At 31.6% G+C, this 16,050-nt stretch carries 12 protein-coding genes; 3 read left to right on the top strand and 9 right to left on the bottom strand.

Annotated features, from left to right (window positions below; genetic code table 11):
• Window positions 1-76: 76 nt before the first annotated feature.
• The 4 genes from KA894_RS13575 to KA894_RS13560 form a co-directional block, all read right to left on the bottom strand.
• Window positions 77-1,561 carry a Na+/H+ antiporter NhaC family protein gene (locus KA894_RS13575; protein ID WP_115341976.1) on the bottom strand — a complete coding sequence of 495 codons (1,485 nt, stop codon included), beginning with the start codon at window positions 1,559-1,561 and terminating at the stop codon, window positions 77-79.
• A gap of 48 nt (window positions 1,562-1,609) precedes the next feature.
• Entirely contained in the window at window positions 1,610-2,941 is a 1,332-nt protein-coding gene (locus KA894_RS13570; protein ID WP_103372477.1) for an LLM class flavin-dependent oxidoreductase, read from the bottom strand.
• Window positions 2,938-3,954, bottom strand: a complete 1,017-nt coding sequence (locus tag KA894_RS13565; RefSeq protein ID WP_115341975.1) for an MsnO8 family LLM class oxidoreductase — start codon at window positions 3,952-3,954, stop codon at window positions 2,938-2,940. Before KA894_RS13565 ends, KA894_RS13570 begins: the two co-directional genes overlap by 4 nt.
• A 367-nt stretch (window positions 3,955-4,321) precedes the next feature.
• Entirely contained in the window at window positions 4,322-5,986 is a 1,665-nt protein-coding gene (locus tag KA894_RS13560; RefSeq protein WP_103372479.1) for a Na/Pi cotransporter family protein, read from the bottom strand.
• A 327-nt stretch (window positions 5,987-6,313) separates the two neighbouring features.
• Here KA894_RS13560 and KA894_RS13555 point away from each other — a divergent pair, with 327 nt between their 5' ends.
• A complete protein-coding gene (locus KA894_RS13555; RefSeq protein ID WP_115341974.1) occupies window positions 6,314-7,252 on the top strand; it encodes a magnesium transporter CorA family protein in 939 nt (312 codons plus the stop codon).
• 109 nt (window positions 7,253-7,361) lie between these two features.
• Here the strand turns inward: KA894_RS13555 and KA894_RS13550 are convergent, their stop codons facing one another.
• On the bottom strand, window positions 7,362-8,792 hold the full coding sequence (locus tag KA894_RS13550; protein ID WP_103372481.1) for a sucrose-specific PTS transporter subunit IIBC: 1,431 nt from the start codon (window positions 8,790-8,792) through the stop codon (window positions 7,362-7,364).
• Window positions 8,793-8,906: 114 nt separating this feature from the next.
• Window positions 8,907-9,482 carry a peptidoglycan recognition protein family protein gene (locus tag KA894_RS13545; RefSeq protein ID WP_096808539.1) on the bottom strand — a complete coding sequence of 192 codons (576 nt, stop codon included), beginning with the start codon at window positions 9,480-9,482 and terminating at the stop codon, window positions 8,907-8,909.
• 211 nt (window positions 9,483-9,693) lie between these two features.
• On the opposite strand from KA894_RS13545, the gene rsp reads away from it, so the two are divergent.
• Window positions 9,694-11,793 (top strand): AraC family transcriptional regulator Rsp, encoded by a 2,100-nt coding sequence (gene rsp, locus KA894_RS13540; RefSeq protein ID WP_210134007.1) that lies wholly within the window; start codon window positions 9,694-9,696, stop codon window positions 11,791-11,793.
• 146 nt (window positions 11,794-11,939) lie between these two features.
• Window positions 11,940-12,284 carry a DUF4889 domain-containing protein gene (locus KA894_RS13535; RefSeq protein WP_096808537.1) on the top strand — a complete coding sequence of 115 codons (345 nt, stop codon included), beginning with the start codon at window positions 11,940-11,942 and terminating at the stop codon, window positions 12,282-12,284.
• Between the two features lie 254 nt (window positions 12,285-12,538).
• Here the strand turns inward: KA894_RS13535 and KA894_RS13530 are convergent, their stop codons facing one another.
• The 3 genes from KA894_RS13530 to KA894_RS13520 form a co-directional block, all read right to left on the bottom strand.
• Entirely contained in the window at window positions 12,539-13,813 is a 1,275-nt protein-coding gene (locus KA894_RS13530; RefSeq protein WP_103372483.1) for a cation:dicarboxylate symporter family transporter, read from the bottom strand.
• Window positions 13,814-14,369: 556 nt separating this feature from the next.
• The gene (locus KA894_RS13525; RefSeq protein ID WP_103373764.1) at window positions 14,370-15,314 is read right to left on the bottom strand and encodes an SDR family NAD(P)-dependent oxidoreductase; all 945 of its coding nucleotides are present in this window, start codon (window positions 15,312-15,314) and stop codon (window positions 14,370-14,372) included.
• 73 nt (window positions 15,315-15,387) lie between these two features.
• Window positions 15,388-15,909: a TetR/AcrR family transcriptional regulator gene (locus tag KA894_RS13520; RefSeq protein ID WP_115341973.1), complete on the bottom strand. Its 522-nt coding sequence runs from the start codon at window positions 15,907-15,909 to the stop codon at window positions 15,388-15,390.
• Window positions 15,910-16,050: the final 141 nt, after the last annotated feature.

Here is a 16,050-nt window from a genome sequence, read left to right as displayed (position 1 = left end):
ATAAGCTGTATCCATTAGGAAAGTAACTCAATTCCTAACGATACAGCTTATTTTTATATTAAATCCATGAAACTGTTTATATGCCTCCAGTCCATCCAACATTTGTAAAGACATATAATATAAATGATCCGACTATAATCCAAATTAAAAACAATGGCGCCATAAATTTAAACCACGAACTAAAGTTCGCTTTGGCAATCGCAATTGCACCGACTGTTGCACCGAGCGTAGGTGTGATTAAATTACCTAAACCACCTCCAAAGGATAATGAAGTTAAAAGTAATTGATCATTCACACCTAGCGTGTGCGTCACTGGCTGTAATATCGGAACCATAACACTCATTAATCCTGAACCAGAAGGTACCAAGAAATTAAACACACTCGCAACTAAAAATATTAAAATTGAAACGACACCTGCTGAAGATCCATCGAGTTGTGTTGTTAACCCATTTACTATTGTGCTAAGTATTTTTCCTTTTTCTAAAATCACACTAATGGTATTAGCCATAATAATAGCAAATGCTACAACTAACATAGGCTTGGCGCCGGCTAGAAAACCATCTACCATTTCACCTGAACGCTTACGCTTTACTAAGTAAGCAATCACAAAGCTAATGCCAAATACAGTTATAAATACGCCATTACCATATTTTTCTGTCCATTTAAGCATACCGTTACCTACAGCTAAGATAATAGGTGTAAAAATGACTAGACTAACAACCACCACATCTCTCCAATTAATCAATCTATCTTGAATATTCATTTCATCATTTGATGATTGTGTCATGTGCTTCTGCCAAGATGTTGTATTCATCAAACTTTTGTTTGGATTTTTAATGACTCTTCTTGCATACCAAACAACGTATAACATTGTAACTAATAAAAACACTACATACATAATCGCTCTGCCACCATACCCAGAATATAAAGCGACTTCAGGGTAAACAATTTGCCCAATTTTTGCCATACCTGAAGGAGAAACAGAAAATGCCATATATAATGGGAGAAAGGTCATGGCAAGCGCAATAATTGGGTCTAATTTTAATCTTTTAGCCAAAATAACGCCTAGCGTAACAAAGACAATCATTTGGTCGCCACCTACAAAAAAACCTATAAATGCCATTAATGAAAACAACCCAATAATTAATGGTAAAGCACCAGCATGTTCAAATTTATATATCATATAATTGGTTAGTTTTGTCACTGAATCCAACTGCAATATACCACCTATAGCACCGCCAACAAATAATAATAAAGTCACTGTTTGAGCAGACTGAATGCCTCCGTTTAAAATCAAAGTAATAGCATAAAATGGATTAACGGGGTTTTGTGAAATAGCATGGTAAGTACCTTGCACAATTTCGCCACTCTTTGTAGTATCAAACTCACCTGCCGGAATAATGTATGTCAAAATACATGCAAACATCATCATCATTAACATCATTAATAACACATGTGGTAATTCGAATTTTCTTTTTTCTTTTGTTTTTATTTTGGTTTTTTCAACCTCTTTTTGCGACTGATATCTACGCTGATGTGAAGTTGCACCATATTCAGACATCTCTTTTCACTCCTTAAAATGAGATAAAATAAGTTCATTTCGCTAAGTTTATCTATTTGTTATCTTTGAATGACTATATCTATTTTCCTTGAAAGGAATACCAAGATGATCACGTAATGTATCTCCGTCATAGGATTGTGTATAGTAACCTTTTTCTTCTAATATAGGTAATACTTTATTTAAAAATTCATCATATATTTCTCCATAAACATGTGGGCCAAATATAAATCCATCTGCTGCCCCTTGTTCAAACCATTCAATCATCAGTTCAGCAACTTCGTTATATGTGCCTGTAAATGGCGAACGCCTTACCGTTTCTTCTAGTGCAACTTGTCTTAAAGTTAAATTTTGTGATTTGGCACGTTCAGCAATTGCATCTGTTGTAGCACGAAAACTATTTTTGCCTACTTCACCTAATTCAGGAAACGGTGCATCGAGTTCATATTGACTGAAATCATGATGATCATAATATCTTCCTAAGTAATCTAAAGCTTCTTCAATTGTAGCCAACGATTTAATTTCATTAAATCGCGCTTCTACTTCATCTTTATCTTTTCCAATGATTGGCGCAAGTATAGGATAGACTTTAATATGTTCTGGATTTCTTCCAAACGCTTGAGCTTGATCCTTAATACTGTCATAGTTACGCTTGGCAATATCAAGTGATTCCCCTAATGTAAATACGGCGTCTGCATACTTTGCAGCATATGCTTGTCCTTTCGGTGAAGCACCTGCCTGAAATATAACAGGTTGTCCTTGTTCTGAACGACTCGCATTTAAAGGCCCTTTAACTTGGAAAAATTGACCATTGTAATCTAATGTATGCATTTTACTTTTATCAACATATTCACCTGTCTCAACATCGAACATAAATGCATCATCTTCGTAAGAATCCCATAATCCTTGAACTACTTGGATATGTTCTTCTGCGATATCATACCGAATATCATGTTCTGGATGATCTCCTTTACTATAATTATCAGCACTTCCCGCTAAAGGTGACGTCACAACATTCCAACCGGCACGACCATTACTTAACTTATCAATAGTTGAAAGTTGTCTTGCAACTGTGAATGGCTCACTGTACGAAGTTGAAATAGTTCCTACTAACCCGATTTGTGTTGTTATCGGAGCAAGTGCTGCTAAAAAAGTTAATGGCTCATGCCTATCTAAAAAGTGTGGTATCGATTTTTCATTTATATATAACCCATCTGCTACAAAAACAAAGCTAAACCCAGCTTGTTCTGCTTTACGTGCGATATCCAATTGAAAATTAAAATTTGTACTTGCATCACTAGGTACTTCATCCGATTTCCAAGCATGCATATGACTACCAGGGCCATTCAACATAATTCCTAAATCTATCTTTTTATTAGTCATTTTACCCCTTCTTTCAAATTCTCTTTATTGTAAATTTGTGCTAACTGTTCTAATGTTTTTAAACGTAATGCATGATTTTTCACTGGCATATGAAACATAAACTCATCAACGTGATTATCAATATTTAATTCTTGAATCTGTTGTTGTATTGATTCAGCTGTACCATTAAATACTTCTATTTGTTGCGCTTCTATTTCAAAATGCTCTGAACTTTGCTTTTTAAAATCCTCAATTTGATGCTTACTACTTAACGTTAACTTACGCCCATCATTAAAATGCAACACATAATTTGTTCTTCCTTCTTCAATTAAGGCGCTATCTTCATCGTTCTCCGATACGACAGCAGCTAACGCGACGATTATTTTCCCTTCAGGATAATGGGCTTTATATGTACTGATTGCTTTGTGTAAAAGCGCCTGATCAGAATTTAAAAAATAAGCATAAATAAAACCAACTTTTTCATCAGCTGCAAAACATGCTGAACGCTCACTTCCCCCTAAAAGAAAGACTTGCGGTTTCTGAATTTCTTCATTACGGATTGTTGTTTTTAAATTTGAATAGGCATCTACTTCTGAAAATGTTTCATTATTAAATTGATTGAGTCGATGAAATTTATCGTTGAAAGATGTAGGTATGTCCTTGATATCTTCTTGCAAGGCTTGGGTAGCTAACGGAAAACCACCAGGTGCTTTACCAATACCTAAATCAACTCTTCCTGGAGCAATATGGCTAATAAAATGAAACTGCTCAATCACTTTGAATGGGCTATAATGCTGTAACATAACGCCACCAGAACCAACTCTTATATGGTTTGTTTGATTTAATAAATGCGTAACTAATATTTCAGGACTTGTCCCCACTACTTCATTTATATTATGATGTTCTGCCACAAAATATCTTGTATAATTTAACTTTTCTGCTACTTGTGCTAATTCAACGGTTCTAGATAAGCCTGTATTAACTGATTCATTATCGTCTATTGGACTTTGGTCAAGAATACTTATAGCTGTCATAAACAGCCCCCCAATCATTTTCTGAAAATTATATTAATTGTAATCTTAGACGTACTTCTTGTTTTTGTCAAGTATCCTTATCGATTTACTATGTTTTAAAAAGTGATGCCCACAGACCATTGTTCTCTCTCATTATCGATAAATGACGATACTAAAACGACACTAATTTTTAGCCCATACATGCTTTATTGCATAAAAAAAGAGACCCGATTGGATCTCTGATTGCCTACAAAGAGCAATGAGCTCTTGTATTCTTAAGCACAACAGATGGCCGGGTCTCTCAAAGTATGAAAATCAACATTGATTTCATATGTTTGCTATCATAATATTAAATTTTACATATACTATAGAACTCAACGTCATTTTTTTAATATGACCATCCTAATGTATGTTCTACTACGTTTTCATTTTCAATATTATCAATATCTATCATAGATTCTGAAATATTTCTTGAATGGTAACCAATACGTTCTAAGATAGCTATCATATCTAGATATAACAAGCCACCTTCTAACGTACACTCTCCTGAACTTAAACGCTTAATATGTTTTTTTCGGAGATCATGCTCAAGTGAATAAGAGTCATTACTTAAACTTACTATTTCATCTTTTTTAACTCTGTCATACACACTAAACATTTCAACTGTCTTTTCAAGAGACGCATTGACATGATTATATAATTTTTCAATACTTCTTTCTGCCTTCTCAGAAATCTGTATTGAGTCTGCTTCTTTTTTCTTTAAATCTAGTAAATACGCTTCAGTCAAACTCGCTACTTTTATAAACGTTCGATTTACGTCGAATAGTACAGACATTCTTTCTGCATCTTGTTTCGATATCTTTTTCTCTGAAATTTTAGTTAAATATTGTCTTACATTTTCATACATGCTTTCTACAGCAGCACGCTTTTGGAGTATCTCTTTTTCTGTTTTTCCATCACAATTTTTTATGTTTTCGAACATATCGAATGTCATTCTGCCTATGTTTTGAATTTCATCTTGTGCTTCTTGCAAAGCTATATTAGGCGCTCTATTAATTAAATTTTTATCTAATACTCTTGGCTTATATTTTTCATTCAAATCTTCACCTGGCACTAATTTCGTCACAATCCAAGCTAAAACAAAGATAAATGGTAATTGAATCAGTGTATTTGTTACGTTGAAAGTACCATGTGCAAAGGCGATTACCATTTCAGGTTTTAAATTCATGGCACCTTGCATCCACTCAATTACTAATTGAAATAGTGGCAAGATGATTAAGAATATCGTCGCGCCTATAACATTAAATAATACATGAACCAAGGCCACACGTTTTGCTGCTAATGATCCAGCTAAACTGGCAAGAATTGCAGTAATTGTCGTACCAATGTTATCTCCCAACAATACTGGTAAGGCACCGTGTAGACTAATCAAGTCATTAGCAAAGAACCCTTGTAAAATACCGATTGTGGCACTTGAACTTTGTATAATAACTGTTAAGACTGTTCCAGCTAACACACCATAAATTGGATTAGAAGACATATCTAACATAATTTGTTTAAAGGAATCTAAATTAGCTAATGGTTTTACTGCACCGCCCATTAATTCTAAACCATAGAACAATGCACCGAAACCAAATAAAATCATGCCTATATTTTTAACTTTGCGTTTTTGTATAAAGAAAATTAAAAACGCACCAATGGCTAAAATAGGCAACGAATAGGCACCAATATCAATACCTATAATAAATGCAGTAACCGTAGTACCAATATTCGCTCCCATAACGACGCCAATAGCTTGACGCATTGTCATAAAACCTGCACTAACAAGACCTATAGTAATAACTGTAGTACCTGAACTACTTTGAATTAAAATTGTCACAATCATACCTGCTAGTACACCCATCAAAGGGTTACTCGTAAAGGTATTTAATATACTTCTTAATCTATCACCAGCAGCAGCTTGTAAACCGTCGCCCATTTGTTTAATACCATATAAAAAGATTCCCAATCCACCTATAAAAGTAAATATAATCTCCATTACAGAAGAGTCCATCGTCACACCTCTTTAAAATATTTGTAAACTATGTGAATTATAACTAATTTTTGTTAAGCTAATGTTAATTTCTAGTTAAAATTAGAATCTAATTTCTAAATAATTTTGTAATCTTATTTCAACAGGCGTTTATTCGCATTTCAAAGCCCGTCATTACAACCCTGACAGTAATATGTACATTTATAAAAATTATGTCTATTTAATGAAATATCTAAATATTGATTAAATGCTTATCCAAAATAACATTAACAATATAGAATAGAACTTGTCATATTTTCAAATCTTCGCTACTATTAAAAAGAATTTAACGAAGGGAAGATTTATATTGTGATCACTGCTTATAAACATACACGTACACAAGAGGTTGTGACATCTACTTTAGACCATAACGCATCATGGATTAACGTTATAGACCCAAATTGGGAAGAAATAGAACAATTAATGACCTTATATCATATACCTGAAGATTTTATTAAAGACCCACTAGATACTGAAGAAAGTTCACGTATTGAATATGATGAAGATACACGCTATTCTCTTATTATTCTAGACTTACCTGTTGTCAATGATACAAACCTTAAAGTGCTGTCTTTTACCACGATTCCTTTAGGTATTATTATTGGTAATCAAAAAATAATTACTGTATGTAATATTGAAAATGAGTTTCTCGAAAAATTCAGCCAGCAAAATATTAATTTACATTTTCACAGTCGCTTCGCACTCAATATTTTATTAACTATTGCGAATCATTACAATAGAAATCTTAGATTATTGAACAAAACGAGATTACGTATAGAGCGTGATTTAAAAAATAATGTTACAAATAAGCAATTATATAACTTAATGGAAGTTGAAAAGAGTTTAGTTTATTTCTTAGCTGCACTCAAAGGCAATGAAACAATTATCAAAAAACTTTTTAGAGTACCTGCAATCAAGCGGTTTGAAGAAGATGAAGCGTTACTTGAAGACTTATTAATTGAAAATAACCAAGCTTTGGAAACGACGCGATTATATACAGACATATTAGAAAGCATTACTACTTCGTATGCATCATTACTTTCAAATGAAATGAATAACACTATGAAAACACTAACACTATTCACTGTATTTTTAACGCTACCGACCCTAGTATTTAGCTTTTTTGGAATGAATGTTCCATTACCTATCGATGAACATAGTTATATTTCTTGGATTATCGTAATCGGTATTTCACTAACAATTGTTTCTTTAGTCGGCGCATTTTTATGGCGTAAACAAAAATTTTAATAAAAAGAACTAAAGACAATTTATCTTTATTTTTTATAAAAACACACCCCTAAAATGAATGATACCATTCAACTTTAGGGGTGTATCTTAAATTATTGTTTATCCGTAATCACACATATTTTTTTCTGAAAGACAAAGCATACGTTACAACAAATGTAACTATAAAAGTAATAGCTATACCTATGCCATAATGTAACCATCCGTGATTCACACCACTGATGGAAATGAACCCTGGTAAACCTGCAGTTCCTAATGCGATCGCTTTTACTTTAAAAAATGATATATAGGCTGCACCAATTCCAGAACCTATAATTGCTCCAATAAATGGGTATCTTAATTTTAAGTTCACTCCAAACATTGCAGGTTCAGTAACACCTAATAATGCTGAAATACCTGCAGCAGAAGCTATCCCTTTTAATTTCTTATTCTTTTTTATAATTAGAAAAGCAGCAAGCGCAGCTGCGCCTTGTGCCACATTTGACATCGTTGCTATCGGGAAAATAAATGATCCGCCGGTCGTTGCGTTATCAGCAATGAGCTGAGTTTCAATTGCGATAAAGCTGTGATGCATGCCTGTTATCACAATAGGTGCATATAACAGTCCAAATATTAGTCCTCCAATTGCACCGCCGAATTCATATAACCACGTTAAACCATCTGAAAGCCAGTAACCCAATGTTCTTGTTATAGGTCCAACAAATAAAAATGTTATAAAAGCGGTAACTAATATTGAGATTAAAGGTGTCAATAAGTTATCTAACACCGTTGGCACGACCTTACGCAATCCTTGTTCTAATTTAGCCAATATATAAGTTGCTACTAACATAGGTAATACTTGTCCTTGGTATCCGACTCGATTAATTTCTAACCCAAATAAATGCCAGTGAGGGATTGATTTTCCTAATTCAACCGCTTTAGGATAATCGTATGCGCTCATTAGTTCTGGGTGAACTAGAATCATCCCTAGGGCAGCCCCTAAAAACGCATTACCGCCAAAACGTTTTGCTGCGCTAAAACCAATTAAAATTGGTAGCAACGTGAAAGGTGCATTAGCAAATATATCAATCATTTCTGCTAAGCCTTTAAATTGGCTATGTACCTCTATTAAAGAATGATGATTATAAAATATACCTGGCGCTGTTAAAATATTATTAATACCCATTAACAAACCACCAGCTACAATTGCTGGGATAATAGGTACAAATATGTCTGATAACATTTTCACAAATTTTTGGAATGGGTTCATGCTCTTATTACCTTCAGATTTCACCTCTGAAGTTGTCGATGCTTCTTTTCCTGTGATTTTTTCCAATTCTGCGAACACCTTATTTACAGTACCTGAACCTATGATAATTTGGTACTGACCTCCTGTAGCAAAGGTGCCTTTTACTACTTCCATTGATGATAAACTTTCTTCATCAATCAAACTTTCATCTTTGAGCACAAGACGTAATCTCGTGGCGCAATGTGCCATTGCATCAATATTATTCTCTCCGCCAATCGCATTTAAAATACTCTCAGCTGATTTTTTATAATTCATAGTTTAACCTCCCAATAACGAAACCGGTTCCAAATTCCTTTACTATTATTGTAACCGGTTCCAAATTAGAACGCAATATTTTTTGAAATTTTGATGATTTTTAAGCTTTATTATTTATCCAAGAATCTCAATGTCCTTTTTGCTAATATCGCTATAATACTGGCTTATTTTAAAAATAAAATAGTCTTTGAGTTTGTTAATACTTTCCAACGTATCTAGCCCATTTTGTAAATGAATTAGCCATGACCTAGCTGGACAAGCCGTATTATAAAACTCTTTATGGATTCTTACCGTGGTTCTATTAACAGGTAAATGATATTTCTTTAATATTGCAGCAGCTAACCAGAAACTAACTTCTTCTACCTTCATAAACTCATTATCATTTAATACACCATTTATTTTAGATTGGCATCGTTCTATCCCAATATAGTGGGTATTCGCAAACTTATCTCCACAGTGCCATTCCGTATAATGTGTTGGATGAAACCAATAACAAGTCGTTTGATCAACATAAACACTTGCCCACCCTTTTTCTAACTCATCTTGGTCGATTCTTTTTTTTAACCAAGTGATATATGCTTTTGCTGTATAATTTTCTGCATCATCATGAAGTACCACACCTAATATATCTCTTTTCAATTCTGTGATTGTCTCAGTTAGATTAAAATAATCAGAATATATATGTTCCATAAGCCACTCTCCTATTATTAAAATTTCTTACCATGAACCACTTAAATTTATCTATAAAATAATTAAGGACGTATACAATTTAATTTATCAGACGAAATCAACTGCCAAAATAGGAAAAAAGTTATATTTAATATGTTAATATTCACAACTATTTATTATATAATGTAATTTAACTAATATATCAATACACTATTAGGAGTTGCTAGATTAAATGGAACATGCCACATTATGTATCCACGAGTTTTTAACTACAAACACTCGCCGTTGTATCAATCAAGTGATATTGTTATTTTCTTTAAAAGGTCAGATAGATATCAATATAAACGGTAAACAAGGGTCGTTTGATAGTAATATCGTCATCATCAATCATAGTGATCTGTTTCGTATCACACATGCAGAACAACTTGTTGAGTTAAAAATCCCTATTCAACAAATCATCCCGCTAAATCAATTGTTTTTTAATTGCCATTATGATGTTAAAGTTTTAAATTCATCAGAATATTTAAAGCATTTAATTTTAAATATGATTGAAAAATTAAGTGACCATAGCACAATAGAGCTACCACAATTAACTGAAATCATCGCTATCTTAGAACAAGAAACTAAAAAATCAAATGATTATTTTTACATACCAAACATCCAATCTGATAATGAACTGTTAAATAAAATATCAGAATATATTAAATGTCATATCACTCGGCCTATCATGTCTAAAGAAATTTCTGCTACTTTTTATATTTCTGCTTCATACATTTCAATTTTGTTTAAAAAGTATTTAGGGATCAGTTTTAAACATTATATTACAAGTTTAAAAATTGCCATTTCGCTTTCAGAGGTTATGAACAGTAATAAAACGATTTACACTATTTCAGAAAATATGGGGTTCAATCATTACGCAAATTACACGCAACAATTTAAAAATTATCTAAATTTAACACCCATCTCGTATAGAAAAAGGCTAAACTTACTACATCATAAGTCTGTTAAATTATTAACTACTGATGTAAGCGATTATTCATGTTATTTTAAATCACAATTAATTGATAAACCTCAGACGTTTAATATACAAACAATCAATTTAGATTACCTAGAATACGATGACTCTGCGAAGCAACCTACTGTTTTTATTCATATAGATAGTATTATGGATGTTATTCAAACAAATTTAAATCAAAAGCTTAACTTTAGCGATCTTAGCAATTGCTATTTGCTCATAAATAACATTAGCAATCTTGCATTAGAGACATTAAATTTAAATGGCATTGTCAATTTTATCGATACACTGTTTTCTCAGTGTATGGGTGTGGTCATTAAAATTAAATCCATAGAACAATACGAAAAAGTCGAACAAGTTATCTCTCAATTCCTTATATTTAAACCAAAGTATCATAACCACAATGAGATGTATCATTTTATGATTCTATTCGATACAGAATATCTTTCTTTAAACGATGTAAATCGTTTGTATATCAGAGCTAAAAGTTTAAGTATTAATATCAAATTAGCTATAAATATTGAAGGTGTACTTAACCAAACGCAAAACCTCAATCATACAATTACACTTTTACATAGATTTAATTTTGACTTCAATTTTATCGATATAGAACGAAATGATGTCCGAGCTATGGTGCATAAATATAGCAATCGATTTGACAATATTTCAAATTATCAAGATTATTATGAAATATTCATCGCTATATCCAAGTTGAAGCCTTCCAAATGTGTATACACAAAGATTACGAAAAATTATTTTACTCAACGCGACCCCAAAACCCCTTTAGGGGTATCAGAAATGATGCAACATTTTTTATTTTTAATAAAAAATGGGGCTGCTATAGGTTATGAATTAATGTCTAAAAATGGCTCAGATATTGCTTTAATGAATCAACATGGCATTTATGAACCTATTGTTTATATCTTTCAGTTCTTGAAACCATTTTATAATAAACCTGCTCTGATACAATCTAATTATTTAATTACAAAAGATAAGCTTGGTATACACTTATTATTATTTAATTCAAAACAACACACTACAGAAAAAACACAAAAATTCATATTAAAAAAACAATCATCTATTTCAAAATCGATTTTGTTTATTCGTACTTTAAATAGAGAACATGGTTTTATTGCTTACGCATTGCCGCCTATTTTTAATAATACTTTTATCGAGCAATCGCTTTTACGAAACATTGAACGTTCAAACATGCCAAAATCTGAATTACGGCATACTACGTTCCCTAATAGTCCAATAGAATTTGATATAGGACACGACGAAGTCAAATACATGCTTTTAACGCCTACGCATAAGTAACAATTTTTATATAATACAGTCAATAAGAAATAAGGCGAAATTCGTACAATTGTTTTTAAAAGTACACTCTTTACTTCTTCTTCAATTGCATTATCCTAATATTTTAGATATAACTGAAGTAAAGGTATATAAAGGAGAATCTTATTTTGAAAAACAATAAAATGTTTGCAATTATTATCAGTGCTATTATGGTTATTGTAGCAATTGTCTTAGTTATCATGATGGTTTCAGGCGGACAAAAAGAAACATATTTCGGCTACATGAAAAATAGTACAACAGCTGAAAAAGTGGTGAGTGAGAAAGACCATAAAGTAGAAGAAAATGTAAAAATACCTTCTGAATCAGGATTTAACCCTAAAAAAGGCGACTTCGTCAAATTAACTAAGTCTGAAAATGAAGACGACTATAGTAAAATGGAAGTAGTCGATCACGATGATGTACCACATGGTTTAATGATGAAGATCCATGACATGGACATGAAAGGCATGTAATATAAAATTAATTTAATAGCATTCTATTTATGGCTGGTGCGTTCATTAATGCTCCAGCCATAAATATGATATAGACAGTAGCTAATGTGTTGAAGCATAAACATATAGCACCATTCCACTTTTTAACTTCCCTGTAGACGCTAGATAACGAAACTTATTTAAAATTATCTATTTTATTTCTAGTATTTATATAAAAAGCACTGAATAGCTCATTTTGCTATTCAGTGCGAAAATGTCAGAATTCAATTTTTTAATTATATAGATTTTAAATAGGCTTGGCCTTTTTCTTTATCATAAGCGTTTTCCCATTTTGCGATAACAATAGTAGATAAAGCATTGCCTAAAACGTTAACACAAGTTCGTACCATATCTAATAATCTATCTATACCAATAATCAGCGCTAAACCTTCCGCTGGTAATCCCATAGAAGTTAGCGTTGTAATAAGCACGACAATGGATACGCCTGGTACGCCTGCCATACCTTTAGAAGCTACCATTAAAGTGACCATAAGCATTATTTGTTGTCCGATTGACATGTCTATACCATACATTTGCGCAACAAATAATGCTGCTATAGATTGATATAATGCAGAACCATCAAGGTTGAAAGTATATCCGATTGGCACTACAAACGATGTAATGTCTTTTGGTGAACCAAAGTTCTCCATCTTTTTCATTATGATTGGTAATACAGATTCAGAACTAGACGTAGAAAATGCCAATACCAATTCATTTTTTAATATTTTAATAATAGAGAAAATACTAATACCACACATTCTAGCTACAATACCTAATACCACAATAACAAAGAACACCATGGCACCGATAACTACTAATAATAATTTTAATAATGGTAGTAATGCTGCGGCGCCAAAAGTCATTATGGTTGTACAAATAAATGCGAATACACCAATTGGAGCTAATTTCAATATTTTATTTATCATCCAAAATATAGCTTCTAATGAACCATTTAAAAAGTCCTTAACTGGTTGCGCTTTTTTACCAATGGCTGATAATGCAATACCAAAAAATACTGCAAAGAATATAATCGGTAATAATTCTCCTGCGGTTAAAGCTTCAAAAAAGTTTTGCGGTACAATGTTTACAATTGTATCGATAAAATGGTTGCCATATGTAGATTCTTCAGCAGCTTTCGCTGAGGATTCATATGTTGAAATATCACCTTTTGGTAGTTTATCAGGATTTAATCCACTACCTGGTTTAAATATATTTGCAAAAAGTATGCCTAGTCCAATAGCAACTGTTGTTATTATTTCAAAATATAAAATTGTTTTAAAACCGTAACGTCCTACTGTTTTAGATTCACCTAAGTTTGAAATAGACAACGCTAGTGAACAAAAAACAACTGGAATTACAATCATTTTTATTAAATTCAAGAAGATATCGCCAAAAGGCTTAATATAATTTGCAATCTCATCATGTCCATAAAGTAATAGACCTACGATAATACCTAATACCAATGCGATAATAACTTGCATTGGCAAACTTATTCTTCTTATTATTGCCATGATGTTACTCCCCTCTTCTGACATTGCTTAATTATATCAAAATATTTTTTGTTTAGATATAAATTTTTTTGATAAAATTTATAATATTACATTTATATTTTATTATTACTCTATTTATATATATATAAGTAACATTAACCTTTTGTCTAATCCCTAAAAAATCTAGTTGAGTATTAAAGCAATACATAAATAGAAGAGATTTCAACATACTATAATTTCACGTTTCAGCGCTTAAAATCACTTCTCTTTTAGTTATTTTTATATTTGTGTAACATAAATAATCAGTACTATTTTTTAATATTCGTTTCACTTCAAGCGTGAATAAATTGTTATATTACAATATCATTTAACATTCGTTATAGTAAGTAGAAAATCTATGTTATGTGGCTTAAGTTGTAATAAAGTAAGCAATGGATTGAAAGAATAGAAAGTAAAATCTATTTATTATAAAAAATAAACCTGATACATCAATCGATGTCTCAGGTTCTTTTATGATATTGACAGTGGTTGACTAGATTGAGTATGTGAAATAATGATTCCACTCCTCATACTTAAATTAATCATCCGCACGATTTAAAGTTTCCTTTAATGCTTTATCAAAGTCAGTACGTACGATAGGCCCAATTCTATTTTGATATTTATCACCATTCAAAATAAACCCTTCTTTTGTGATATACATCATTTCAATAATTTCTCTCATAAATGGATTGAACCGTCCTATTAATGAAATCATTAGTTTATTTAATGGGATGATGCGCTTTTTATAATTTGTAATTTTACGAATCTTATGAATGATCTCTTTCCCTGAAATGGGATTACTTCCTGGTATATTCCAATTTTCTTCGTATGAAGTTTCTTTTTCTGCAATATTTACAATCATTTTGGCAGCATCTGGTAAATAAATATACTCACGAGACGTTTTCAAATTTCCAATGAAAATTGTATGTTTATTATTTAATACGCCATCTATTGTGGGCTGTAAATATGTGTTTTGAGCACTAGGTCCAAAATAATCAGGTAATCTAACAATTAATGGCTTTGCTTTAGTCCATTTATTTTTATCAAAAATCAAATTTTCAAATTGAAGTCGTATTGCACCTTTTTTCGTATTTGGAAGTTTTGGATGATTTTCATCTCCTTGCGCACACTGACGGCCATATACATATATACCATCAATAATCACTATTTTTTTCTCTAACTTATCTGCTACCTGCATCACGTTTTCTCCGATAATAGGTAATTTCGATTTCATTTCTTGATAAGGTACGTTAGCACATTGAAATATTATATCTACATTTTCAGAAGCTTCTAATATGCTTTGGTAATTAAATATATCGCCTAGTGCATAAGTGAGATTAGCGTTATTATGTTTTTTAATTAAAGTTTCTAGTTTGCGTTTAGATCGCCCAAAAGCAATTACTTGTATATTACGTTGTAGCAATTCATAAACTAACGCTTGACCTGTACCGCCAGTCGCCCCTAAAACAATAACTTTATTCATGTTAACACTTCCTTTTTGTTAGTGATCAATCAATAAATAAACTTCCAAAAAAATAAATAACCATTTCAAATGATTATTTATTTAAATTACGATTTATCAAACTAGGTAAATTTATAAACTGAGAAATATTACATAATATACCTCTCGCTAAAAAAGTAGTAACTTCGTTTTCTGGGTTGTTCACATTTTCATTTTCAAATCTTTTTAACGCATAATCTCTAATTTTTAATAAACCTGTTCTAACTGTATTTTGTATATTTTCTTCTGTCACCGAAAACGCGATCACTTGAATATTAACTTCATTAGGATATTTATTAGAAATCGTTTCATAAGCCGTAATCATATCTTCTACAATATCTGCGTTATTAGATTTAATTTGTTCAAAACTTTCTATAATTCTTTCAAATGCTTGATTTAAAGCCGCAATAAATAATGCTTCTTTTGTTTTAAAAAATTTAAAAACATAGGGTTGCGAAATACCCGCTATAGTCGCTATATGTGCCGTTGTAGTTTTAAAGTAACCATTCTTCGAAAACGCTATTAAACTAGCTTCTAAAATTTCATTTTTTCGTTTCATGCTATTTTTATTTTCCATTTCGGCTCTGCCCCTTTATTTATTGATTGATTAATAAATAATATAAACCTAATAATATTATAATGCAAATTATACATATTAATATTAAAAATAAACTATAAAAGTAAACTATTAGATTCACTTTTACTTTTCACTTAATAT

This window comes from Staphylococcus sp. GDY8P131P (assembly GCF_017891975.1).
GTDB classification, from domain to species: Bacteria; Bacillota; Bacilli; order Staphylococcales; family Staphylococcaceae; genus Staphylococcus; species Staphylococcus nepalensis.
This window is presented reverse-complemented; position numbering and strand designations above follow the sequence as displayed.

What these genes read in the sequence shown, in the direction of transcription:
- KA894_RS13530 (WP_103372483.1), bottom strand. Translation starts at nt 13,813, where the DNA reads ATGGCAATAATAAGAAGAATAAGTTTGCCAATGCAAGTTATTATCGCA.
- KA894_RS13525 (WP_103373764.1), bottom strand. Translation starts at nt 15,314, where the DNA reads ATGAATAAAGTTATTGTTTTAGGGGCGACTGGCGGTACAGGTCAAGCG.
- KA894_RS13520 (WP_115341973.1), bottom strand. Translation starts at nt 15,909, where the DNA reads ATGGAAAATAAAAATAGCATGAAACGAAAAAATGAAATTTTAGAAGCT.
- KA894_RS13550 (WP_103372481.1), bottom strand. Translation starts at nt 8,792, where the DNA reads ATGAATTATAAAAAATCAGCTGAGAGTATTTTAAATGCGATTGGCGGA.
- KA894_RS13575 (WP_115341976.1), bottom strand. Translation starts at nt 1,561, where the DNA reads ATGTCTGAATATGGTGCAACTTCACATCAGCGTAGATATCAGTCGCAA.
- KA894_RS13545 (WP_096808539.1), bottom strand. Translation starts at nt 9,482, where the DNA reads ATGGAACATATATATTCTGATTATTTTAATCTAACTGAGACAATCACA.
- KA894_RS13570 (WP_103372477.1), bottom strand. Translation starts at nt 2,941, where the DNA reads ATGACTAATAAAAAGATAGATTTAGGAATTATGTTGAATGGCCCTGGT.
- rsp (WP_210134007.1), top strand. Translation starts at nt 9,694, where the DNA reads ATGGAACATGCCACATTATGTATCCACGAGTTTTTAACTACAAACACT.
- KA894_RS13565 (WP_115341975.1), bottom strand. Translation starts at nt 3,954, where the DNA reads ATGACAGCTATAAGTATTCTTGACCAAAGTCCAATAGACGATAATGAA.
- KA894_RS13560 (WP_103372479.1), bottom strand. Translation starts at nt 5,986, where the DNA reads ATGGACTCTTCTGTAATGGAGATTATATTTACTTTTATAGGTGGATTG.